At 64.2% G+C, this 22,920-nt stretch carries 22 protein-coding genes and 2 pseudogenes; 6 read left to right on the plus strand and 18 right to left on the minus strand.

Annotated elements, in window-relative coordinates:
• Positions 1 to 120: 120 nt before the first annotated feature.
• The gene (locus AB4099_RS20555) at positions 121 to 570 is read right to left on the minus strand and encodes a BA14K family protein (protein WP_113519100.1); all 450 of its coding nucleotides are present in this window, start codon (positions 568 to 570) and stop codon (positions 121 to 123) included.
• A 268-nt stretch (positions 571 to 838) separates the two neighbouring features.
• Here AB4099_RS20555 and AB4099_RS20560 point away from each other — a divergent pair, with 268 nt between their 5' ends.
• Positions 839 to 1,405: a TIGR00645 family protein gene (locus AB4099_RS20560; protein WP_113519099.1), complete on the plus strand. Its 567-nt coding sequence runs from the start codon at positions 839 to 841 to the stop codon at positions 1,403 to 1,405.
• Positions 1,406 to 1,413: 8 nt separating this feature from the next.
• On the opposite strand, the gene AB4099_RS20565 is transcribed toward AB4099_RS20560, so the two are convergent.
• The 9 genes and pseudogenes from AB4099_RS20565 to AB4099_RS20605 form a co-directional block, all read right to left on the minus strand.
• Positions 1,414 to 2,928, minus strand: coding sequence for a helicase HerA domain-containing protein (locus AB4099_RS20565; RefSeq protein WP_441479414.1), 1,515 nt, complete (start codon positions 2,926 to 2,928; stop codon positions 1,414 to 1,416).
• 116 nt (positions 2,929 to 3,044) lie between these two features.
• Positions 3,045 to 3,320 carry a YARHG domain-containing protein gene (locus AB4099_RS20570; protein WP_441479415.1) on the minus strand — a complete coding sequence of 92 codons (276 nt, stop codon included), beginning with the start codon at positions 3,318 to 3,320 and terminating at the stop codon, positions 3,045 to 3,047.
• A gap of 68 nt (positions 3,321 to 3,388) precedes the next feature.
• Positions 3,389 to 3,904 (minus strand): ImmA/IrrE family metallo-endopeptidase, encoded by a 516-nt coding sequence (locus AB4099_RS20575; RefSeq protein WP_113519097.1) that lies wholly within the window; start codon positions 3,902 to 3,904, stop codon positions 3,389 to 3,391.
• 80 nt (positions 3,905 to 3,984) lie between these two features.
• Complete coding sequence (locus AB4099_RS20580) at positions 3,985 to 4,284, minus strand: hypothetical protein (protein ID WP_113519096.1); 300 nt, start codon at positions 4,282 to 4,284, stop codon at positions 3,985 to 3,987.
• A gap of 84 nt (positions 4,285 to 4,368) precedes the next feature.
• A complete protein-coding gene (locus AB4099_RS20585; RefSeq protein ID WP_441479416.1) occupies positions 4,369 to 5,580 on the minus strand; it encodes a GGDEF domain-containing protein in 1,212 nt (403 codons plus the stop codon).
• 154 nt (positions 5,581 to 5,734) lie between these two features.
• The gene (locus tag AB4099_RS20590; protein ID WP_441479417.1) at positions 5,735 to 6,715 is read right to left on the minus strand and encodes a Gfo/Idh/MocA family protein; all 981 of its coding nucleotides are present in this window, start codon (positions 6,713 to 6,715) and stop codon (positions 5,735 to 5,737) included.
• A gap of 90 nt (positions 6,716 to 6,805) precedes the next feature.
• On the minus strand, positions 6,806 to 7,903 hold the full coding sequence (locus AB4099_RS20595) for an autotransporter outer membrane beta-barrel domain-containing protein (RefSeq protein WP_441479418.1): 1,098 nt from the start codon (positions 7,901 to 7,903) through the stop codon (positions 6,806 to 6,808).
• A gap of 539 nt (positions 7,904 to 8,442) precedes the next feature.
• Positions 8,443 to 9,276: pseudogene (locus AB4099_RS20600) on the minus strand (S8 family serine peptidase); the annotation flags it as partial.
• Positions 9,277 to 9,284: 8 nt separating this feature from the next.
• Positions 9,285 to 9,650 (minus strand): annotated as a pseudogene (locus AB4099_RS20605) (S8 family serine peptidase); the annotation flags it as partial.
• A 134-nt stretch (positions 9,651 to 9,784) separates the two neighbouring features.
• Here AB4099_RS20605 and AB4099_RS20610 point away from each other — a divergent pair.
• Entirely contained in the window at positions 9,785 to 9,967 is a 183-nt protein-coding gene (locus AB4099_RS20610) for a hypothetical protein (RefSeq protein ID WP_441479419.1), read from the plus strand.
• Between the two features lie 253 nt (positions 9,968 to 10,220).
• On the opposite strand, the gene AB4099_RS20615 is transcribed toward AB4099_RS20610, so the two are convergent.
• Positions 10,221 to 11,108, minus strand: coding sequence for a LysR family transcriptional regulator (locus AB4099_RS20615; RefSeq protein WP_441479420.1), 888 nt, complete (start codon positions 11,106 to 11,108; stop codon positions 10,221 to 10,223).
• Between the two features lie 150 nt (positions 11,109 to 11,258).
• Here AB4099_RS20615 and ampC point away from each other — a divergent pair, with 150 nt between their 5' ends.
• Positions 11,259 to 12,380, plus strand: a complete 1,122-nt coding sequence (gene ampC / locus AB4099_RS20620; protein ID WP_441479440.1) for a class C beta-lactamase — start codon at positions 11,259 to 11,261, stop codon at positions 12,378 to 12,380.
• Between the two features lie 131 nt (positions 12,381 to 12,511).
• Here ampC and AB4099_RS20625 read toward each other — a convergent pair whose 3' ends face one another.
• From AB4099_RS20625 to AB4099_RS20645, 5 genes are all read right to left on the minus strand, one after another.
• Positions 12,512 to 13,927 carry an FAD-binding oxidoreductase gene (locus tag AB4099_RS20625; protein WP_441479421.1) on the minus strand — a complete coding sequence of 472 codons (1,416 nt, stop codon included), beginning with the start codon at positions 13,925 to 13,927 and terminating at the stop codon, positions 12,512 to 12,514.
• A 90-nt stretch (positions 13,928 to 14,017) separates the two neighbouring features.
• Positions 14,018 to 14,995 (minus strand): Bug family tripartite tricarboxylate transporter substrate binding protein, encoded by a 978-nt coding sequence (locus tag AB4099_RS20630; RefSeq protein ID WP_441479422.1) that lies wholly within the window; start codon positions 14,993 to 14,995, stop codon positions 14,018 to 14,020.
• A 27-nt stretch (positions 14,996 to 15,022) separates the two neighbouring features.
• Positions 15,023 to 15,856 (minus strand): enoyl-CoA hydratase, encoded by an 834-nt coding sequence (locus tag AB4099_RS20635; RefSeq protein ID WP_441479423.1) that lies wholly within the window; start codon positions 15,854 to 15,856, stop codon positions 15,023 to 15,025.
• Entirely contained in the window at positions 15,853 to 16,587 is a 735-nt protein-coding gene (locus AB4099_RS20640) for a FadR/GntR family transcriptional regulator (RefSeq protein WP_441479424.1), read from the minus strand. Before AB4099_RS20640 ends, AB4099_RS20635 begins: the two co-directional genes overlap by 4 nt.
• Positions 16,588 to 16,680: 93 nt before the next feature.
• The gene (locus tag AB4099_RS20645) at positions 16,681 to 17,868 is read right to left on the minus strand and encodes a CaiB/BaiF CoA transferase family protein (RefSeq protein WP_441479425.1); all 1,188 of its coding nucleotides are present in this window, start codon (positions 17,866 to 17,868) and stop codon (positions 16,681 to 16,683) included.
• A 180-nt stretch (positions 17,869 to 18,048) separates the two neighbouring features.
• Here AB4099_RS20645 and AB4099_RS20650 point away from each other — a divergent pair, with 180 nt between their 5' ends.
• Both AB4099_RS20650 and AB4099_RS20655 read left to right on the plus strand, forming a co-directional pair.
• A complete protein-coding gene (locus AB4099_RS20650; RefSeq protein ID WP_441479426.1) occupies positions 18,049 to 18,504 on the plus strand; it encodes a tripartite tricarboxylate transporter TctB family protein in 456 nt (151 codons plus the stop codon).
• A gap of 10 nt (positions 18,505 to 18,514) precedes the next feature.
• Entirely contained in the window at positions 18,515 to 20,014 is a 1,500-nt protein-coding gene (locus tag AB4099_RS20655; protein ID WP_441479427.1) for a tripartite tricarboxylate transporter permease, read from the plus strand.
• A 164-nt stretch (positions 20,015 to 20,178) separates the two neighbouring features.
• Here the strand turns inward: AB4099_RS20655 and AB4099_RS20660 are convergent, their stop codons facing one another.
• Both AB4099_RS20660 and AB4099_RS20665 read right to left on the minus strand, forming a co-directional pair.
• The gene (locus AB4099_RS20660) at positions 20,179 to 21,555 is read right to left on the minus strand and encodes a M20/M25/M40 family metallo-hydrolase (RefSeq protein ID WP_441479428.1); all 1,377 of its coding nucleotides are present in this window, start codon (positions 21,553 to 21,555) and stop codon (positions 20,179 to 20,181) included.
• 171 nt (positions 21,556 to 21,726) lie between these two features.
• On the minus strand, positions 21,727 to 22,419 hold the full coding sequence (locus AB4099_RS20665; RefSeq protein ID WP_441479429.1) for a GntR family transcriptional regulator: 693 nt from the start codon (positions 22,417 to 22,419) through the stop codon (positions 21,727 to 21,729).
• Between the two features lie 211 nt (positions 22,420 to 22,630).
• On the opposite strand from AB4099_RS20665, the gene AB4099_RS20670 reads away from it, so the two are divergent.
• The coding region (locus tag AB4099_RS20670; protein WP_441479430.1) for a transporter substrate-binding domain-containing protein at positions 22,631 to 22,920 on the plus strand (290 nt) is incomplete at its 3' end.

A 22,920-nucleotide genomic window follows, 5' to 3' on the forward strand; every position in this document is an offset into this window, starting at 1 on the left:
CGTGCCAGTCATGCCAAATGGCGTCAGCACGCGTGCCTGCGCTGCACATCTCCCCATCAAAAAACCTCCCCATGTCGCCATGGAGAGGCCGATATCGCGGCGCTGAATTCGCGTCAGCGGTCAGGGACAGGCGCGCACTACGCCGCCCGCGCCGATATAGGTCCCGGTCTCGGGGTCGTAGCTGCGGAACCGGCGCGCGCAATAGGCGACCGCATCGGCATCAGGCGAGGCATAAACCGGCCCACCATAGACGGGGCCGCCATAGACAGGGGCCGGAGCGGCGTAGACCGGACCGGGCGCAAGCAATGCGCCGGCTGCCAGCGCGCCGATGGCGCCCGCTGCAATGCCGGCACCGACGGCCGCACCGCGTCCGCCGCGATAATAGCCGCCGCGGTAGCCGTAGCCGGGGCCATAATATCTCCGATACTGCACGTTCTGAACCAGATCCTTGCCGGATTCAGCTACGGCCCCGGCTGAGCCAGTCGTCGCGCTCAGCGGCGCGGCACTCGCCGGGACAGCCAAAACGACGCCTCCTAACACAGCGGCGGCGATGGCGAGGGTCTTGATCATGACGAAACTCCTTTCCTCTCCAACATGAGAGGAACGCGAGTGTTCCTCCAATCCGTGGCAATTTTATAGTGCAAGGCAACGGCGTGAAAGCCCCGGCCGTCAAGATCCGTGAAATTTCATCCTTGCGGCGCTTCGTCATCGCATTTCAGCATATCGATGCGAAGTTCGACTCAGGATTAGCGCTTGTCTCGCAGGCGCTTCCGCACCATCTAGCGACGGCGTGATGTTGCTTCGCAACACGATCCCTTCCCGCATCCGGAACCACTCTATGCTGCATCAGAATCCGACGCCGCCCCCTGCCGAGGCGATGAAGCCGTTGCCGAGGATCATTTTCGGCTCGCGCTGGCTGCAGGTGCCGCTCTATCTCGGCCTTATCGTCGCGCAGTGCGTCTATGTCTTCCTGTTCCTGAAGGAACTGGTCCACCTCGTCACGCATGCGACGGAGTTCGGCGAGCAGCAGATCATGCTGGTCGTGCTCGGGCTGATCGACGTGGTAATGATCTCCAACCTGCTGATCATGGTGATCGTCGGCGGCTACGAGACATTCGTTTCGCGCCTGAAGCTCCATGGCCACCCCGATCAGCCGGAATGGCTGAGCCATGTCAACGCAAGCGTCCTGAAGATCAAGCTCGCGATGGCGATCATCGGCATCTCGTCGATCCACCTGCTCAGGACCTTCATCGAGGCCGGCAATATCGGCAATACGGGCCGGGTGACGAACTACACCGAGACTGGAGTCATCCTGCAGACGGTGATCCATGTCGTCTTCATCTTCTCGGCCATGGGCATCGCCTGGGTCGACAAGATCACACTGCCGGCCGGTAAGGGCCACTAAGCCACGGGTCAGGCCCTGAGGCCGCGCGGCATCCCCTTGGTGCTGCGCGGCTGTGCCAGGCCCGGCGCAGTCTCGACGCCGATCGTCGGCAACGCCAGCGTGCGTTGGCCGCGAAAATCGACATGGCAGACGAGGAGCCCACGCTCCTCGATATAACCCAGAACACGGCGCGCGCGGCCCGGCGAATGGCTGCCATAGACCTCGGCGAGCTCGGCATCGGTCGGAGCGGGAGCGCCCTCGATCGCGGTACGGGCAATGTAGAGAAACAGGCTCTGGAGGTCGTCCGGCAGGGTAGCTGCGGCGTCGAGCGAGACCTGCCAGGCATGGGACGCCGTGATGTCCTCACTCGCCCCTGCGCGCGCTACGGCGAGCCGCCGGCGGAAGTCATCGAGGCTGAGCGATGATTGACCGACGCGGCGCATGCGGCAGCGCACCGTAAAGTCCTGATAGACCACGGCGACCTGGCGGCTTCGCGTTTCCGGATCCTCCATCAGATCGCGCAGGATCTCGGTCATGATCGCCTCGCGCTCTTCCGGCTCCATCGGAATCTCGGGCTCCGGCTCGACGGCGGGGGCAGGGCGATAGCTCTCGATCTGGCGGAGCACTTCATTGGCCGCCGGGCGCGGCCGTGGAGTGGGACGCGGGACCCAGGTGGTGACGGGAGGTTCGTTCTCGCCCGCTTCGAAGATCAGCTTGCTCGCATCCTCCGGGGCCTGTTCGGGCAAGGGCATCAGGCCGGGCGCACTGCCGCGATCGACCGAGGACACGGCGCCGATCCTGAGCGGCAAGGGGCGTTTCGACAAGGCGGGGCCCAATGCGACGAACTGGCCACGCTCGAGGTCGCGGAACATTTCGGCCTGGCGCCGATCCATGCCGAGCAGATCGGAGGCGCGCTGCATGTCGATATCGAGGAAGGTGCGGCCCATCAGGAAGTTCGAGGCCTCGGCCGCGACGTTCTTGGCAAGCTTGGCGAGACGCTGGGTCGCGATCACGCCGGCGAGGCCGCGCTTGCGGCCGCGGCACATCAGATTGGTCATGGCGCCGAGCGAAAGGCGACGCGCTTCGTCTGACGCTTCGCCGGCCATGACAGGGGCGAAGAGTTGCGCCTCGTCGACGACGACCAGGATCGGAAACCACATGCTGCGATCGACGTCGAACAGCCCGCCGAGGAAGGCGGCCGTCGCGCGCAACTGCTCGTCGGCATCGAGATTTTCGAGATTGAGCACGATCGAGACACGATGCTGACGGACGCGGACGGCGATACGCTGCAACTCGGCCTCGCCGCAGGCGGCATCGACCACGACATGGCCGAACTGACCGGCCAGCGAGACGAAATCGCCCTCCGGATCAATCACGGCCTGCTGGACCAGCGGTGCGCTCTGCTCCAGCAGCCGGCGCAGCAGATGCGACTTTCCGGAGCCGGAATTGCCTTGGACCAGCAGGCGCGTCGCCAGCAATTCGGCGAGATCAAGCAGCGCGGGTTGTCCACCCTGGGTCAAGCCCATGTCGATGCCCGTCGTCATGCTCTGGTCTTGCTGCTCCGTCTGCCGCCCTGTTCCCGGACCGGCGCTTCTAACACACTGGAGCTGACCGATGGCCGGATATGGGCCGGCCTTCCACAACTATCGGCCCCGGCAGATCAGCGCGGGCAGCGCCGCGCGCGTTCTTCACGCTGGATATCGGCGATCATACGGCGCTGGGTGTTCGACAGCGGCAGATCCTCGGCATTGTCGTGTTGGCACCCGGCATTGCCAAAGGCCGCGATACCGCGCTGGGTGCGGAAGCAGTAGCCCTGCGCCTTGTAGATCTCGTTGCGGGCATACCAGAGCTCATCGCAGGTTTGCCGCGCGAGAGCCGGCACAGGCATTCCTGTCAAAATCAGGAATGCCATGATCATCAATGTCTTGTGCGGCATGGCTCATTTCTTGAATCGAGTCGGTTCGATGCAAGATTGGGCCGCCGGGCAAACCCGGGCAAGCGGGGTTATTTCAACTCGCTCTTGCGCAGCATGGCAGCGCTCATGCTGACTCCGAAATGTTCGCTCATCTCGCCCGCACTCATGTGGCGGATCGCCTCGATATTCGGGATCAGCAAGGCGGCGGCATAGCGCCGGGCCTGATACTCCATGGCCCGGACCTTGGCCGAGAGACGCTCGGCCTGCGAGCCGGCGGGGGCGCGATGCAGGATTCCTTCATGGCCGAGCAGAGCATGACCGACCTCATGGGCAATGGTCATCAGCGCCCGGCTTTCGCCGCGCAGGGCCGCGAGAAACACCAGTTCCGGGATCCGAAGGCGCTTGGTCTCGGAATCCCATTGCGCTTCGGTGTCGGCGAGTTGGCCGTCCGGTACACGCTCATAGGCAAAATTGGGATAGCGAGCCTTCAGCCGCGCCATCAGGATCATGAAATCAATGCCTTGCTCGTCCCGGAAGCCGAGTTCGCGGCGATGGCTCAGGGCGCGGGCATCGATCTGGGCATCGGTCAGGAATGCGGGCTTCATGACAGCCTCCCGTGACGGAGCGGGGGCAGCCTAGCGCGCTCTTTGCCAATGCTCAATCCAGGATCATCAGGCCTGCGCAGCTAGCGCGGGGCCATCTCGAGGCAGGTCAGAACCTGGACATAGCTGGGCGGGCCGCCGAGTTGTGCACTCTCGACGCAGGTGTTGCGGCTCTGCGCCGGATAAGCCGACCAGCGCTTTTCTAACGTCGCGCGCGCCTGGTTTTCATCGTCCTGGCAGGCCTGGGATGTGCGCCCGACCCCCATGCTGGAGCGGCCGACATCGCGGCAGGTGTTGACGACATCGAAGCGCGGCGGCCCGTCGGCAACGGGAAAGAAGAGGCCGGTTGATAGTGAAAGTGAGAGAAGGGCTGCGCTGATCATGGCGTAACCTCCGAAAGGTCGCCCCGCGCGTCCTGCGCGTTCAAACCGGGCCTGATCCAGCATAGCGCGTCGCCTGCACAGCCGCTAGCCAAGCGTAAACCGGTTTCGGCCCTTCGCCTTGCTTTCGTAAAGCAAGCCGTCCGCGCGCCTGTAGATTTGCTCCAGAGTTTCAAGGCCGTCGAAGAGGGCCGCGCCGGCGCTGACAGTCAGGTGAGGGGCGGTGTCCGAAGCGTCATGGGGAATGTCGAGCGAGGAGACCGCGTGGACGAGATTCTCAAGCATCGTGCGTGCCGTATCAGGCCTGACCCCATAGAGGATCAGGCCAAATTCCTCGCCTCCCAGACGCCCTACCATGTCCATCGGCCGCCGCAATCTCGCTTCGAGCGCGCGGGCCAGGCTGCGCAGTGCCAGATCGCCGGCCTGATGTCCGTAGCGGTCGTTGTACTTCTTGAAGTGATCGACATCGAGAATGGCGAAGACGAGACCGGTGCGCTCGCGTCTGGCCTGACGCAATGCCGTTGCGGCGTGCTCCTCGAATAAGCGCCGATTGCCGATGCCGGTCAGTGCGTCGGACATGGCACGGTTGTGCAGCATCCGACGCAGCAGGAAGTGATCGCGCTGGGTGTATTCGCGCAGATAGGCGCCGACCGCGCCGACGAAGACGGCAAAGAACATCAGGATCGAGATCCGGATATGCTCATGGATATGGCCGGGATCGAGCATCACGAACCCGAGCAGCGCATTCAGGACAGCAATCAGAATCGCCGCAGCGACGCTTTGATGGAAGGTCAGGCCGACCGGCAGGAACACCGCCATGATGATGACGAAGCCGGCCAGGTCCGCCTGGGCGAGGTCGCGCAGCTTGAAGACATTGGCACTGACCGAGCTCGTCGTTCCGATCAGGACGAGGACCAGGAAGCTCAGCCGGTTATAGGCTCTGGGCAGGCGCTTGCCGACGAGGACGGAGATCAGGAAAAGCAAGACGGCGAGCGTGATCCAGCGCAGAGCGGTTGCGGCCAGGGCGTCGTAGCGCTGGGCCCGATACTCCGTCAGCGGGTCGAGCCGTGAGATGTCGAGCGCGATGAAGACCAACCAGATGCCGAGTGCGGTCAGCGCGCAGACCAGCGTGCTCATGCGCTGTTCGACGCGCATATAGCGGCGGTATTCGTCCTCCAGCCCCAAGACGAAGCGCAGGCGCTTAAAGCCGCGCGCGCGCTGCCCAGCATAGGAACTGTCGCGCGCAGGCGCCGGGGGCGCGTTTTCCGCGGCGTCTATGACCTGTTCCAAAGCACTCACCGCACAAGCCTGCGAGCGGAGTGCCTAACACTCCGTTGGGGAGAGGGGCACTGCGTCGCAATCGCTGCCGGTGTGCGCGGGGACGGTTTCGGAAGCCTTGCGCCGGTGATGAGAATGCGAGGGAAGCCGGGCGGCCCCCGCGGTGGCGCCACCCCTAGCTATGCTCGCTGGCCAGGATCGCCTCGACGATCTCCTGAACGTTCAAGGCTTCAGGCAGCGTCGCGAGATGATGCGGCTCGCCCTGCGTGAGACGGACGACACCCTCGAGCTGGCGCGTGAGCGCGACGGGACGTGCATCCGCTTGAGACAACGCGTCGGCAGCGCGTTCCCAGCTGCCATCGGGCAGGCGACGTTCGGCGATCGACCAGTCGCAAAGCCGGACCGCGCCCTTATCGCCTTCGAGCATCCAGATATTGTGGTCGTCCTTGGCAGTGGTGCCGACACTGCCCTTGAGCGCGACGGGGATGTCACCGGCCAGCAGCCTGGCCTCGATCCGGCGCTCGGATTTGCCCGCTTCCGGGAACGCTGCGCTCGCCGTGAGCCCATGCAGGGGGCCGACCAGCCTGCGGCTCAGAAAGAGGAAATGCGACACGACCTCGCGGGTGAAACCGCCCTGTTCTGTTCTGTCCAGCCAGGCCGCGGCATCGGCCTGCCAGGGGCGCGGCCAGGTCGCGAAGGCGACTTCGATCGAGACGCGGGACACTGTGCCGACCGCGCCCTGCGCGATCCAGTCCATCAATGTCGCCACGGCAAGCGAGGACGCGAAGGGGAAATTGACCGCGCCTCTGTCGCCGGCTTCGGCAACAAAGGCGCGCGCATCGGCGACGTCGACCGCCAGCGGTTTCTCGCAAAAGACGCTTTTGCCCGCGCTGATGGCGGCGCGGGCGTGCGCGAGATGGGAGGCTGGAGGAGAGGCGATATAGACGCAGTCGCTGGCGGCGACGATCGCAGCCGCATCGGCGAGCCGTGGAACGTGCGGGAAGGTTGTGGCCATCCGCTCCATTGCCGAGGGCGCCGGATCCCAGATGCCGCTGACCTTCACCAGTTCCCGCGACTGGTCGAGAATGGCGCGCAGCAGCCGCTCGCCCATGATACCTGCGCCAATGATCCCGATCGAGAGAGTGCCGTTCTGCATCGCCTTGAGAATCCCTGCTCTGAGCCGAGAAGCGCGATAGCAGGATTCCGTAAGCCCCACGAGCGGGCGAGTGGCCGCAATTGGGCCGCCCTACCACGTGGCGCGCAACCCCGCAGTGAACGCATGGGCGGTGGCGTCGGCATTGAGCCGGACATCATAGCCGGCGAACAGTGTGGCGTAGCGGCCGGCGCGTGCCGACAGGCCAAGGCCGAGAATGGCACTGTCGCGCGCCACCCTCGCGCCCTGGACCGGGAAGGCTGCCGTCGGCGCGCCGATGAAGGCGGTATCGAGCACGATCGCATCATCGAGGAACTCGTGCTGCCAGCGGCCACGCAGCTCGACAGCGACGCGGCTGGAGGCGAGATCGAAATCCTTCGCCAGGCGCAGGCCCAGGCTGCCAAGGAGGCTCTCTGCGGATTGCCCGCCGGCTGTCAGGCCAACGCTGCCAGCGCCGGTCTCACTGAAGCCGTCCTGCTGCAGATAGGTGTAGCGCAGCGCCGCCAGCGGCTCGAGCTTCGACCAGCCGAGTTCAATGGCGTAGCCGGCTTCGAACGCGCCGGTGAAGCGATCGCCACCGTAATCGGCCCTTGCCTGGCGGGAGAGGCCACCGAAGCTGATGCTGCGCTCAGATTCGAAGTCGAGACGGGTATAACCGAGAGTGCCGTCAAGACGCAGCGGGCCGCGGGTGTAGCTGCCATAGAGCGCGCCATCATAGGCCTTGATGCTGCCCTTGCCGGAGAAGTTGCGGAATTCGGCGTCGGTGCTGGAGTAGCCAGCACTGAACCCGGCCAGAAAATCGGGAGTGACTTGCCGGTCAAAACCGCCGATCATACCGCCGCCGCGATAATCGACCCCGCCGGCATTGGCATCGCCGCCGAGCCTGCCGATGAGGCCATAGCCGCGCGCCCAGGCATTGTTCCCGGCCGCCGCCGGTTCGGACGGCAGGCGCGTCGGCAGAGCCGCGGTCGGGTTCGTCTGGGCACTCGAGGTATAGGCCATTGCGCCACCTGTGGTGGGCTCGTCCTGGCCGGAGCGCAGATCGCCGAGGCGTTGGGAGATCATGATGCCGAAGGGAGCAAAGCCGCCGAGGGCGAGAGTACCAAGGCTGGCATGCGCCTCGCCGGAGAGGCCGGCAAGGGCCTGCCGTGCGCCATCCCGCGTGCCGGCGGCCTGCAGCAATCCGGCCATGTCGCGCAGATCCTGATCCGCGCCGGCAAGGCCGCGTTCGAGCGCGGCGCCGGCGGCGCATTGGTTGGCCGAAGCGCAGACGCCTGGGGTATCGAAGGGCAGGGTGCGGATATCGAGATGCGCCGAGCTCGGCTGGTAGCGCAGGCTCGCCTCGATGAAGGGCGCCGAACCGTTGCCCGTCGGCCCTCGATGCCGTCGAAGCGGCCAATGAGGCCCTGTCCAGCGCTGAGCACCGGCATGGTCAGGAAGCGCGGCAGGAGTTGCGCCCGGCCTGCCATGGCGACGAGGCCGGAAAGGCTGGCGGTGCCGGTGACGGCAAGGTGGTTCAGCCCACCGATTGGGCTGACCTGCTGAACCAGAACGCCACCGGCCTGCTGCACGTAATTGCCGCTGATGGTCAGCGTGCCGATGCCGCGGCTGTCGCCGGCCCAGAGTGTGCCAGCGTTGGTGACGGAGCCGGTGATCAGGCCGGTGCCGGCGAGCGTGCCCGCCGTACCGATGCTGGTCAGCGAGGCGATGCTGCCCATGATCGAGAGGAAGCCGCCATCGACGCGCGTCGCACCCGCATAGGAACTGTGGCCCGGGAGCACGAGTTCGCCGGCGCCACGCTTGACGAGGCCGCCGGCGCCGACGATGTCGTTCCCGAAGACGGCGAGGCCGCCGGGCTGCTCGACGACGAAATCGCCCCAATCGAAACGGCCGGGTCCGAGCACCGCCTTGCCGACATCGAGCAGGCCGTAGCCGAATATGTCGTCGACGCCGGGAGCGCCAATGTCCCGGGCCGTGCCGAGCAGCGTCTGGCGCACCTGGTCGGCTGTGAAGAATGGGAACATCTGCCAGACGAGCGCGGCTGCGCCGGAGACATGGGGGGCGGCGAAGGAGGTACCGTGGACCTTGGTGTAGCCGCCGTTCTTGTCGGCGACGACGATGGGGTCGTCCGGGAATTCGCCCCACCAATCCCCGCCGCCGGGCGCCGTCAGGCACCAGTTTTTGGCCACGCCACAGCGGTTCGTGTACAACGGCTCGTAGCCAGGTCCGTAGGCTACCACGGCCAGCCAGCCGCGTTCCAGTTCGGGGAAATGATAGGGCAGGCCGGCTTCAATGCTCGGCTGGATTTGCCCTTCATTACCGGCATTCCAGATCAAGAGAGCGCCGCTGGCGACCGCGCGTCGGTAAGCCGGGAGCCCCGGCGCTTGTACGGGCCCGCTCGGCGTCCATGCGGTAATGGGGTCGATGCTGCCCCAACTGTTGTTGATGATGCGGACCCCGCGTGCAACAAGCCCGTCAATAGCTGCCATGAAAGTGGGAGTACCCCCCGGCACTCCATCCTGATCAAAGACACGCGCCGCGACGATCGTGGCTCCCGGCGCCACGCCACGCCATGCATGCCCATGCCGTCGCGGTTGGCTGCGATCACGGAAGCAACGCCAGTGCCGTGACCTTGAGGATCGGTCACAAACGGTGTGTTCGCGATATGGTCGTAACCACCTCCAAAGCGGCCCACGAACTCGGAATGTCCGGTGAACAATCCGCTATCCACGACGCCGACCAGGATGCCCCTTCCGTCGACGCCTCGCGCATAGGCGTTTGCGGCATTGATGTAATCGAGCCCCCACTGGGCCTTGTACTCCGGAGTTCGCCACGTATTGGGATCGGTGACGAGGCCGCCCGACTGCGCTGAAGCTGCGCCCGTCAGGGCCGTCGTCAGCAGGAGCGTAGCGGCGGCAATTTTAGGCAAGGACGTCACGCAGGCCTCAAAGGCAGGAATCAGGTGGTCCGGGTTGATGTCGTCGACCCAAGGGCTTGCCGGTGCATCTCGCCATCGTCAATACGGCAGATTTCGTATGGTGAAGGTGGGGCAAACGGGTTCGGACAGTCGGGGTGATTGGCTGGGATGTATCCAAGGATGCCAGCGCGATCGGCTTTGACGACGCCTTCCAGTACGAGGATTTCGCCAAGCCCTGGACTGCGCGCCGCATAGCGGTGACCGAGAATTTCGAGCGCGAAACCGATCTCAAGGCCTACGAGGCCCGGATGAAGAAGCAGGATCGGCATCCCTACTGAGCGCGGACGCCAGGTTCGCGCTGCATTTTCCCGGCTTCGTCCTGGGCCTCAAAACCCAGGACGAGGGCCTGCGGTCGGCTCGAGGTCTGGTGTCCGCAATGGGCGATCTCGCCCGTCCTGCCCGCCTGGCCGATCGCCATTTGCGTATCGCATTCCAGAGCGATGTGCGATGGCCCGGTCTCCGCCCGCACCTCTGAATATCGCACTCGACATACGCGCCGCGGCCAGAATGCTGCCGGCGCATATTGCCAAACTACTCGTTCCGAGAATCCGGCTCCTGGGCCGCGATCCAGTCAGCGAATGCCCGCATCGCAGCCGTCGGCTTCCGCGATTTGAGCTTGGTCAGCCAATAACTTCCGAGCGAAATCGAGGCTGGGAACGGGCGCCGGATCGAACCGTTGCGCAATTGGCGCGAGAACATGAGGGCCGGGGCCAGGGCAACTCCAACCCCTTGTTCGGCGGCGTCCATCATCGCGAGCGATGAGTCGAAGACGATGGCGCCTGCAATATTGGGCGGCATGTCCGCTCCAGTGGCAGCAAACCAACGGCTCCACTCGTCCATGCGGTAGCTGCGCAACAGAGTGAGTGCGCCCAGGTCCTGCGGCGTATGGAGCGCGGCGGCCAATTCGGGCGTGCAAAGCGGCGTCAGGGGCGCCTCGAACAGCTCCGTCGCATCGAGCCCATGCCAGGCGCCGTTGCCGAAACGAATGGAGAAGTCCAACCCTTCGGCGGCCAGATCGACGCGATTGTTGTTCGTGGAGAGCCTCAGCTCGACAAAGGGATGGGCGCGCCTGAAGTCTTCGAGCCGGGGCAACAGCCAGCCGACCGCGAAGGTGCCCACCGCTCCGACCACAAGCAGCTCTCGGACCTTTCCCGACCCAACCCTGTCGAGCGTCGTGGCCAGGCGATCGAACGCATCGCTCACGGTGGGGAGGAGGGCTTCGCCTTCTGCCGTGATCCTGAGGCCGCGCGGGAGCCTGCGGAACAACTGAACGCTCAATCTCTGCTCGAGAGAGCGAACCTGCTGGCTCACGGCGGCTTGCGTCACGGCGAGTTCGATGCCGGCCCGCGTGAAGCTGAGATGCCGGGCCGATGCCTCGAAGGCCCGCAGCGCGTTGAGTGGCAGAAAGGGTCGAACCATGGATGCCCAAATTTAACTTATGGCTGATCCGACTTATCATCGTTTGCCCGGAGTTCGAAGGGGTCATAAACGGCGTTCATTCCGAATTGGAAGGAGATGCTCTTGTCCAAACGACTTTATACCGGTCTGGCAGCCAGCGTTCTCGCCGGCATGCTGGGCAGCCTGTCCAGCGCCCACGGCGCAGGCCCCGACCAGGACGCCCGCGTGCGCCAGGCCGTCGACGAAGCGATGAAGCCGGTGATCGAGCAGCACGGGATCCCGGGCCTGGCTGTTGCCGTGACGATCGACGGAAAACGCTACTTCATCGAGTACGGCCTGGCCTCGAAGGAACCCAGGGTTCCGGTCACGCGTGACACGCTCTTCGAGCTGGGGTCGATCAGCAAGACCTTTACGGCGACGCTTGCGACCTTTGCCGAAATCGAGGGTAAGCTGTCGCTGAACGACAGCGTCAGCCAACACATGCCCGAGTTGAAGGGCAGTGCCCTGGACGATGTGCGATTGCTGGATCTCGGCACGCATACGGCTGGCGGCTTTCCGCTTCAGGTTCCTGACGACGTCAAGGATCAGAAGCAGCTCATGGCCTATTATCGCGCCTGGAAGCCGCGGTTCACTCCCGGCACATACCGCAATTACGCGAACCCGAGCATCGGGCTTCTCGGCGTCGTCACCGCGAAGGCGATGGGAGCAAGCTTCGAGACGCTGATGGAGCGGCGGTTGTTCCCGGACCTCGGGTTACGACGGACCTATATCACCGTCCCTGCGGCCGAGATGAAGTCGTACGCGTGGGGCTATAATCGAGAGGATAAGCCGATCCGGGTCTCCCCGGGCCCGCTCGCGACCGAAGCCTACGGAATCAAATCCAACGCCGTCGACATGATCCGCTTCCTCGAGGTGAACATGGGCATCGGCACCACGCAGGGGAAGGCGGCCATCGCTGCGAGGGCGACCCATACCGGGTATTTCCGCGCGGGCGAGCTCATCCAGGATCTGATCTGGGAGCAATATCCCTATCCGGTCGAGCTGGACAAACTCGTCGCTGGCAACTCGGCCAAGATGATCCTGAACGGCATCCCGGCGGTCGCGATCGAGCCGCCGATGGCGCCGCGGAGCGACGTGATCCTCAACAAGACCGGGTCGACCAACGGCTTTGGCGGCTATGTCGCCTATGTCCCCGCGAAGAAGATCGGGATCGTCATGCTCGCAAACAAGAACTACCCCAATGATGCGCGGGTGAAGGCTGCGCATCAGGTGTTGTCGCGGCTTGCCGAGTAAGTCTGGCTGGTTGCATTCGCCTGACGACGGATAATCGGAGCAGGCTGCGGTGCAGGGACCACGCGCCCTGCGGCTACCGCTCCGATTGTGCCGTGATGACGTAATGTGCGGGTACGAAGCGAATGGCCGCGTCAGACCAGCCGCACCGCCTTGCCAGGATTCATCAGGTTGGAGGGGTCGAACTGGCGCTTGACGCCTCGCATCAGTTCCAGGTCGAATGGCGACTTGTAGATTTCGATGAGGTCGCGCTTGAGTTCGCCCAGGCCATGCTCGGCGCTGATGCTGCCGTCGAAAGCCTCGACGAGATCATAGAGCGCCGTCTCGACCTTTTTGTGCAGGCTTTGGCGTTCCGTGGCGTCGGCTCCGGGCGGCGCCAACAGATTGAAATGCAGATTGCCGTCGCCGATATGGCCGAAAACGATCGGGCGCAGGCGGGCGTCGATTGCATTCAACGCCGTCAGGCAGCGGTCGACAAAGGCCGGGATGGCGCTGATTGGCGTGGAAACGTCGTGGCTGAAGCTGGGGCCTGCGCGCTTCTGCGCTTCCGTGATGTTCTCGCGGAGCGCCCAGAGCTGCTCAGCCTGCGCCAAGGAGCGGGCGATGACGGCGTCTTCGACGATCTCCTGCTCGAAACCTTCGGAGAGAACGCCCTCCAGGATCGCTTCGAGCGGAATTTCTGGCGTCGCCGCATCGAGCTGCAGCAGCACATAGACGCCACCGCGCAGTGCCGGCTGGGCGACATGTGGAGCATGGGTTTCGACCAGGGCGCGGCAGTCTTCGGTAAAGCACTCGCAGCCTGACAACACATCGGCAGCGCGCGAACGGGCAAGCTGGAACAGGCGCAAGGCCGCCGCGAAATCCGGGACGCTGGCCAGCGCCGTCGCGCGCGCCTGTGGGGCGGCGTGCAATTTGAGCGCGGCGGCGGTGACGATGCCGAGCGTTCCTTCCGAGCCGATGAAGAGATGCTTCAGATCATAACCGGTATTATCCTTGCGCAGCGCGCGCAGGCCATTCCACACCCGCCCGTCGGAAAGCACGACTTCCAGCCCGAGCACCTGGTCGCGCATGTTGCCGTAGCGCAGAACTGCCGTTCCGCCAGCATTGGTGGCGATCGTGCCGCCAATCTGGCAACTGCCCTCGGCGGCAAGGCTGACGGGAAAGAACAGGCCGGCGTCAAGGGCTCGCTGTTGCAAGGTCTGCAGGATGACGCCTGACTCTACGATAGCGACGGCGTTGACGGTATCGATCTCGCGGATCCGATTCATGCGCCCGAGCTGGACGACGACCGCTTGTCCGGTGTCATCGGGAATGCCGCCGAAGACGAGGCCGGTATTCCCGCCCTGCGGAACCAGCGGCACGCGGTGGCGCTGGCTCCAGGCGGCGATCTCGGCGACTTGCCGGACGTCGGCCGGCCGGACCACTGCGCGGGCAAGACCGTGCCGCCGGCCGCGCCAGTCCTCGCAGAACGGCGCGATGGCGGCAGCGTCGGTCAGGACATGGTCGGCTCCAACGATCTGCTCGAGCTCGTTCAGGGGGGGCGTGGACATTGCGTTCTCCTGGAAGGCCGCGAGCGTGAACGTGAGCACGCAACCGCCGCCCGTATGAAGCAGGCGGCGGTTCAATCATGTTCGTCGAGCCTAGTCGATCTTCGTTCCGGTTTCCTTGACCAGTTGGGCCCAGCCTGCCAGCCCGTTCGAGATATAGGTCCCGAACTGCGCGGGGGTCATCGATTGCGGCTCGGCGCCCTCGCGTGCGAAGGCAGCCTTCGTCTCATCGGCCTTCATGACCTCGGCGACGGCTTCGTTGAGCTTCATCACGATCGCTGCCGGAGTTCCCTTGGGCGCGAGGATGCCGTTCCAGGTGTTGACCTCGTAACCGGGAAGCGTCTCGGCGACGGTCGGCGTATCCGGAAGCACCGAGGAGCGCTTGCCGGTGGTTACAGCCAACGCAACGAGCTTGCCGGATTTCACATGCGGCAGCGTCGCGGGCAGCGTTCCGAATGTATACTGGGTCTCCCCGGCGATGACACCGGTCAGCGACGGTGCTCCGCCGCGATAGGGAATATGCTGAACTTTCAGTCCCCCCATATGGCGGAACATCTCGCCGGCAAGGTGACCCGGCGAGCCATTGCCGCTGGACGCATAGTCCATGGCTGCGGGCTTGCTTTTGATCAGTTCGATCAGCTTCCTGGTATCGGAAGCCCCAACGGATGGATTGACCGCGAGCACGAGCGGCACGGAGGCAATGAAGGCGACCGGCTGGAAATCCGCTACCGGATCGTAGGTGAGCTTGCTGTAGACTGCCGGGTTGATGCCATGGCTGCTGGCGGTCGCCATCAGCAGCGTATAGCCGTCGGGCGCTGACCTTGCTGCTATCTCCGAACCGATGCCGCCGGCGGCGCCCGGCCGATTATCGACGACGACCGGCTGGCCCAGCTTCTCCGACAGTTTGTGCGCGACTGCGCGGGCGAGGATATCGGTCGTTCCGCCGGGTGCGTAACCGACCATGAGCTTGATGGGTTTTGATGGATAAGTGTCGGCCTGGGCATGAGGCTGGCTGATGGCAACAAGCGTCAGCGACGCCGCGCCAATCAGCAGATGGCGTTTCGTTATCATGGACGTTTCCTCGATGTTATTGTGGGCTTACCGGCCTCGAAAGACTGGCTTGCGTTTCTCCATGAAGGCACGACGGCCCTCGATGTAGTCCTCGCTGTCGAAGCAGCTGCGCAGCCAGGATTTGCTTGCCGCAACATCGACCTCTGCACCGGGCTTCAGCAGTTCGCGCATCATCCGCTTGCCGGCGGCGATCGTGAGCGGCGCATTGGCGGCAATGGTGTCGCAAAGGTCTGCAACTGCAGCGGCAAGGTCAGCGTCCGGTACGACGGCATGGACGAGATTGGCGTCCAATGCTGCTTCGGCGGGCATTTGGCGTGCGGTGAAGAACATCTCGCGCGCCTTGGCGTGGCCGACGGTGTTGACCAGATTCGTCATTGCGCTCAGCCGATAGCCGAGCCCGACGCGCGCGGCCGGGATGCCGAAGCGACCGCTGCTGCCGGAGATGCGCAGATCGCAACTCAGGGCGATGTTGACGCCGCCGCCGAGGCAATAGCCGCGGATCATTGCGATGGTGGGTTTGTCACAGGCGTAGATGCGCAGCTGCGCGCCTTCGGCGATCTCCTCGTAATAGTTCACGGCCCCGCGCTCGGCGCGATGCTGATCAAACTGCGAGATGTCGGCGCCGCTGACAAAGGCCTGCTCTCCCGCGCCCTTGAGAGCGATCACACGGATATCGGGGTCGCCCTCGAAGGCGTCGAGGACAACAGGAACCGCCTCCCACATATCGACCGAGACGGCATTGCGCTTCTCTGGCTGGTTGAAGGTGAGCCAGCCGACATTGCCGCGCTTCTCGGCGATAATCTTGTTGGTAATGGCACCTTCCAGAAGGCGCACGATCCCGACTTCCTCGCTCAAACTCATGTCCCTTCCCGCTCCGAGATTGAAGCGTCTTTCGCGGCAAGGCCCTGCCGCCGCATGACGCCATTGAGATGGTCACGCATGGCTGATCGCGCGCGCTCGACATCGCTCCGGCTGATCGCCTCGTAGATGGCGCAGTGCTCGTCTTCGATGGCCTGCAGGAGTGCCGGCGAGGTGATGACCGAGCGGCGCGTGGTGCGGATGGAGCCGTGCAGCCGACCCTGCAGATAGCGCATAAGATCGACGAAATAGGGGTTGTTCGTCGCGCTGCCGATGGCGCTGTGGAAATCAATGGCGGCGGCAGTGCCCGCGTCCAGATCGGCCGCACGGCGATTGGCTTCGGCCAGCGCGGCTCGCAGGACCGCGAGGTCGGCTTCGGTGCGGTTCGCCGCGGCAAGCCCGGCCGCTGCGGTTTCGATCTCGATGCGCAAGGCGAAGACGAGTTGCAGCTGAACCGGATCGAGAAGGTCGCTCTCCTCGATCGTGAAGACGAGTTGCGAGACATCCTGTGCGACGAAACTGCCAACGCCCTGCGTCGTTTCGATGAAACCCGCCAGCTTCAGGCGGGCGATGGCTTCACGAATGACATTTCGACTGACACCGAATGCCTCTGCCATGACCATCTCGGTCGGAAATTGCGCGCCGGGAGGGAGCTCTCCCGAGCGAATTTTTTCGCGCAGAGTGAAGGCGATCTCATCCGAGAGCGTCTTCGACCGGCCGATGGAGCGAAACAAGCTTGCTTGCACAATCGGGGCGGTGCCGGTCGGCGGTGCGGTCGTCTGAGGCGTCTTGGCCATTGCGAAGCCTTTCGGAGGTGTTGGCGGCTGTCAGATGATAGCCGCGCTCGCCAATGCGGCGATCTCCGTGGAAGAGAACCCGAATTCACTCAAGATTTCACGGCTGTGCTGGCCACGGGCCGGAGCAGGCGTCGGCGAAGCCGGGGGTGTTCTGCTCAGCTTGAAGGGCTGGCCCAGGACCGAAATCATGCCAAGCTGCGGATGCTCCAGGTCCCACACCGCCTCGAGATGCTGCACTTGCGGGTCGGCAAAAGTCTGGTCGAGGGTGAGGATCGGCCCGCAGGGCACGCCTGCGTCGTTGAGACATGCGATCCAGTCCAGAGTATCGCGAGTGCGCGTGCACGTGTTGATCGCTGCGTTGAGGGCCGGGCGATTCGCTGCCCGATCAGGCACACTCTGGAAGCGCGGGTCACCAATGAGTTCGGGAGCGCCGATGGTCTCGCACAGCTTGGCGAACAGAGTATTGCCCATGGCGGCGATGTTCATGTAGCTGTCGCGCGTTTCGAATACGCCGGTCGGACTGCTGGTCGGATGATCGTTGCCGCTTTGGTTCGGCACTTCAGCATTCATGAGCCAGCGCATGGCCTGGAAGTCCATCATGTAGATCTGGGCCTGGAGCAGGGATGTCTGCACCCACTGCCCACGGCCTGATGTTTCGCGCTCGAGCAGGGCCGTCAGGATTCCATTTGCGCAGAACAGGCCAGCGCTGAGATCGGCAATCGGAATGCCGGCGCGCATCGGGCCGCGGCCCTTCTCGCCGGTGACCTGCATCAGGCCGCTGATGCCCTGCGCGATCTGGTCCAGACCGGGACGCATCGCATAGGGGCCGTCCTGCCCGAAGCCGGAGATGCTGGCATAGACGATACCTGGGTTCACCGTCGCCAGCCGCTCATAGTCGATGCCAAGCCGGAATTTCACGTCAGGGCGGTAGTTTTCCACGACCACGTCGGCCTGGCGTACCAGCTCCATGAACGCATCGAGGCCGCGCGGCTCCTTGAGGTTCAAGGTCAGGCTGCGCTTGCTGCGATGCGTATTCTGGTAATCGGCCACCTGGGCCGGGCCGCCCGGCCGATCGTCATTCGTTGATATCGGCATCTCGATCTTGATGACGCGAGCCCCCCAGTCGGCGAGCTGCCGGACGGCGGCTGGCCCCGAACGCACATGGGTCATGTCGAGGACGGTGAACCGTTCGAGGGGGCGGGAGGTCGCGCCGGTCATGAATCTGCCTTACGCCAATGAAGTATGATGTTGGTTGTTGGACAACCTATATCAACTGAGTTAGCTTGGGAAGCCCTCCGACGTTGGGACGTTCAGGCGCGGCAACAATGTCCTAGGAGGGGGCAGCGCCTTGAGCCGTCTGGAAGGGCGGGGGGCAGCGAGGATTGGGGGGAATTGAGAATGACAAAACACCAGGATGTATTGGCAGGTGGCCTGTTCATGTTGATCGGAGCGGCCACCAGCCTTTCGGCGCTGGGCTACGCATTGGGGACAATGCGCCGGATGGGGCCGGGATATTTCCCGCTGGTGCTCGGCCTGTTGCTGACGGGCATCGGGGTGGCGTTGGTCGTACAGGCCTGGCGACGGGGCAGGGTGGGCACGCCGATCGAGTGGGGCAGCATTCGGCCGCTGGCCTTTGTGCTCGGTGGGCTCGCCTTCTTCGGCCTGACACTGACCGAGCTCGGTTTCGTGCTCGCCAATATCCTGTTCATCGGCGTCACCAGTTATGCGGGCCGCGAGTTCCGCTGGCACGAAACACTCGTCCTCTCGCTCGCGCTGACCGTGATGGCGGCCCTTGTCTTCATTGTCGGGCTCAAGCTGCAGATCCCGCTCTGGCCCGCCATTCTCGGACTCTAGGACGGTCACCGTGGAACTGCTCAACAACCTCGCTCTCGGCTTTGAGGCTGCGTTCACCCTCAAGACCCTGGCCTATTGCCTGCTGGGGACGGTGCTGGGAACGCTGATCGGTGTGTTGCCGGGCATCGGGCCGATCGCAACAATCGCATTGCTGCTGCCCGTAACCTATGCGCTCGAACCCGTCACGGCGCTGATCATGCTTGCCGGCATCTATTACGGCGCCCAATACGGTGGCTCGACCACGGCCATCCTGGTCAACCTGCCAGGAGAATCGTCCTCGGTCGTGACCATGATCGACGGATATCAGATGGCGCGCCGTGGACGCGCGGGGCCGGCGCTGACTGCGGCCGCGGTCAGTTCCTTCATCGCCGGCTGTCTGGCAACCGTCGTCATTGCGGGCTTCGCGCCACCGCTTGCCGAAGTTGCGCTGCGCTTCGGTCCCTGGGAGTATTTCGCGCTGATGGTCGTCGGCCTCGTCGGTGCGGTCGTTCTGGCGCACGGCTCGGTCCTGAAGGCGATCGCCATGATCGTGCTCGGGCTCATTCTCGGCCTGGTCGGTGCGGACGTTAACTCTGGCGTTGCGCGCTTCACGCTCGGCTTTCCACAACTGGCCGATGGCATCGGCTTCATCATCATAGCCATGGGCATCATCGCCATGGCCGAGATCATCGGCAACCTGCAGCGTGTAGAGCGTCGCGAAGTTTATACGGACGGCGTGCCGAGCCTGTTTCCGACCCGCGAAGACTGGCGCCGGCTGCTGCCGGCGTCATTACGCGGAACGATTCTCGGCTCCGTTCTGGGGCTTCTGCCCGGAGGGGGCACGTCGCTTGCTTCCTTCTCTGCCTATTCGCTGGAGAAGAAGATCGCGGATTATCCTGAGCGCTTCGGCAAGGGGGCGATCGAGGGCGTTGCGTCCCCGGAGGCGGCCAACAACGCAGCTTCCCAGACGTCCTTCATTCCGATGCTGACGCTCGGCATCCCGTCGAATGCCGTCATGGCGCTGATGATCGGAGCGATGACGATCCATAACATCCAGCCGGGCCCGGAGGTGATGACCAAGAATCCGGAGCTGTTCTGGGGGCTGATCGTGTCGATGTGGATCGGCAACGTCATGCTCGTGATCATGAACCTGCCGCTCGTCGGCATCTGGATCAAGCTGCTCAAGGCGCCGTACCGCTTCATGTTTCCGGCGATCATGATGTTCTCGGCGATCGGCATCTATTCGGTGAACGGGTCAACCTTCGATATCGTGATGACGGCCGCCTTCGGGCTTCTGGGCTTCCTGCTGATGAAGCTAGGTTGCGAGCCAGCACCGCTGCTCCTCGGTTTCATTCTCGGCCCGATGATGGAGGAGAACCTGCGGCGCGCCATGTCGCTTGCGCGCGGTGATGCAGCGACGTTTTTGACCCGTCCTGTCTCGGCGTCCTTGCTGGCGGTGGCCGTCTTCCTTCTCATCGTGGTCGCCCTGCCGGCCTTGAAGCGGAAGCGCGAGGAGATCTTCCAGGAATAGCTCGTTACGCCCGTTGCCGAGGGCCAGAAGCCACCTTGGGAAGGCATCGCGCCCGGCATTGCCGTTTCCGTCGCGGCCCCTTGGGTTTGGGCCCAGGGCGAATGACGGCTACGGCGGGGCACCGGTGAGGGCGGGGCGGGCTATGGCCCGCCCCGCCGGCTTCTTCAGGGCGCCTGCAACTCACCGAGTTCGTGCAGGAGCGCCGCGCCGGTCCGAACTCCGCTGTAGAAGCAGTCGAGCGTCAGGTTCTCGTTCGGCGCATGGTTCGCCTCGTCGGGGTTCGCGTAGGGCGTCACGAAGGCGGGAATGCCGAGGATCTTGGTGAAGACATAGCCCGGCAGGCTGCCGAACCCTGCGGGGATCAGCAGCGGCTCCTCGCCCTGGGCCTTGACGAAGGCCTGGCGCAACGGTGCCGTATAGGGCGAGGCAATGGGCGTCTTCGAGGGCTGCATGCCCCTGTCCTGCGCGATGAACTCGACCTCCGGAGCATGCTTGGCCACATGGTCCGCGACCTTGCGCAGAATGTCCTCCGGGTCCTGAGCCTCGACCAGGCGGATATCGCATTTCACGAAGGCTTCGTTCGGCAGCACGGTCTTGGTGCCGGGCCCGCCATAGCCCCCGTGGAAGCCGTTGATGGTCAGCGTCGGACGGAAGCAGAGCCGCTCGTAGAAGGGGCGGTCGGCCGGCGCGTCCAGACGGTCCAGTCCCAGGCTCTCTTTCACCGCTTCGGCGGCGCGGGGAAGGCGCTCGATCGCCGCAAGCTCCTCCGGTGTCGGTGGCTCGATATCGTCGTGGAGGCCCGCGATGGTAATCTCGCCCGCAGCATTCTTCATCGTGCCCAGCAGGTGCACCAGCGTCCAGATCGGATTGGGCACTACGCCACCGAAATTGCCGGAATGCACATCCCGATTGGCGTGGCGACAGCGCAGGTCGAAGGAGATCACGCCGCGTGAGCCGAACTTGATCGCAGCGGCTCCGCTGGCATGGCGCGGACCATCGGCCGTGACGGCGAGATCGGCCTTCAGCTTGTCCTTGTTGGCTCGTACGAAGTCGGCGATATGCGGGCTGCCGATCTCTTCTTCGCCTTCCAGCAGCAGAATGACGTTGCAGGGAAGCGTGCCATGCACCTTGAGATGCGATTCGATCGCCATCATCTGGGCGAAATGCTGGCCTTTGTTGTCGCCGACCCCGCGCGCATAGAGCCGGCCGTCGCGGATCGTCGGCTCGAAGGGCGGCGAGAGCCATTTGTCGAGCGGATCGGGCGGCTGCACGTCGTAATGGCCGTAGAGCAGCACGGTGGGTTTGCCTGGCGCCTTTTCCCAGCGCGCGATGACCATCGGATGCCCTTCGGTGGGCACCAAGTGGGTCTCGAGCCCGATATCCGTCAGCATCTTGACCAGCAGTTCGCCGACTTCGGCGATTCCGATATTCTCGGCGCTGATGCTCGGGTGGCGCAGATAATCGATCAGACGATCAAGGAAAGGCGCGCGGTTCGCCTCGATATGCTCGAAAACCGCGGCCAACGAGTCGGAGGAAGCCATAAGTCTTGCACCTGCCAGAGATAGGGGAGCCAAAGTCGCACCCATTCTGGTTACGATGGCCGCGGTAAATCCGTCCATGCGCGACATGAATGCGCGCCATCTCTGGACGCTGGATGCCGGTGCCGTCGCTCCTGCAGCCTTGTGACGGCCGAGGTGACGGCGTGCGGTGGATCAGGTGATCAGTCGATTGTGGAAGGCGAAGTCGAGGCAGCCCTGGATGTGCTGCTCGAGAATGGCCTGAGCCTCCGCCGCGTCCCGCCTCAGCGCGCAGCCCAGCAGCGCCTTGTGTTCTTCTGCTGCAACGGAGCCGCGGAAGATCACGAACACCATCTGGTACCGAAGATAGCGATCATAGACGCCGGAATGGACATTCAGCAGAGCCTTCGAGCCGCAGGCCGAGACCAGGGCCTGGTGGAATTCCCAGTCGTAGCGCTTCCATTGCTCTGCTTGCGTGCGGTCGCCCGCGAGCAGGCTCGCCTCCATCCGTGCCAGCTTGTGATGGGCGGCGACGACACGGCCTTCCCATTCCATGTCGCCGGACTGGAATGACTGCGCCAGGGCGCTCCTCTCGATGAGCAGCCGAAGCGCTGCGATCTCCTTCAGATCCTCGGCCGAGCACGGCGCAACCTGGAAACCGCGTTGTCCCTCCGCCGTGACCAGCCCTTCCGGGGTGAGCCGACTGAAGATCTCGCGCAAGGTGCCGATCCCGACGCCATAGGCCGTCCGCAATTTCTCCAAAGGCAGACGTTGGCCTGGGCGCAGACGCCCGAAAACAATGTCCGTGCGGATGCGCTCATAGGCTTGTTCGCCGGTCGAGATCGGCGCGACGTCGTCGCCTGCAAAGTCCGTCACGATGTCTGCCATGGCCTGCGCGCACCTTTTTCGAGAGGGCCGTCCTACGACGCGTGCAGCCTCCGCGCCAGAAACAATGAGTGACGGCTGAAATCAATATCATCGGATGATTATTATATTATCAGTTGATGATGGCTTCGCTAGATGTAATGTGCTCGCGAGGTCGCCGGAGAGGCGCCCAATAGCGGCAGAGCCGTAACGGCCATCCCGGGGAGGAACGAGAATGATCAAGTCGAAATTGAACCGCCGTCAGGCTCTGTTGGCAGGCGCGGTCGGCCTTGCGGCGCCGAGTCTGCTGCTGCGGCCTGCGCTGGCGGTGACGCCGGCGGAGATCAAGGCGAAAGGCAAGCTGGTCGTGGGCATTCAGGGCGACAATCCGCCCTGGGGTTTCGTCACCAGCGCCGGCAAGCAGGATGGGCTGGATGCCGATATCGCGGCGCTGTTCGGCCAGGAGCTCGGGGTCCCCGTCGAGTTCGTTCCGCTCGAGGTCAATAACCGCATTCCCGCCCTGAC

Origin of the sequence: Allobosea sp. 2KB_26 (genome assembly GCF_052115715.1) — a bacterium.
In the GTDB taxonomy this organism is placed as follows: Bacteria; Pseudomonadota; Alphaproteobacteria; order Rhizobiales; family Beijerinckiaceae; genus Allobosea.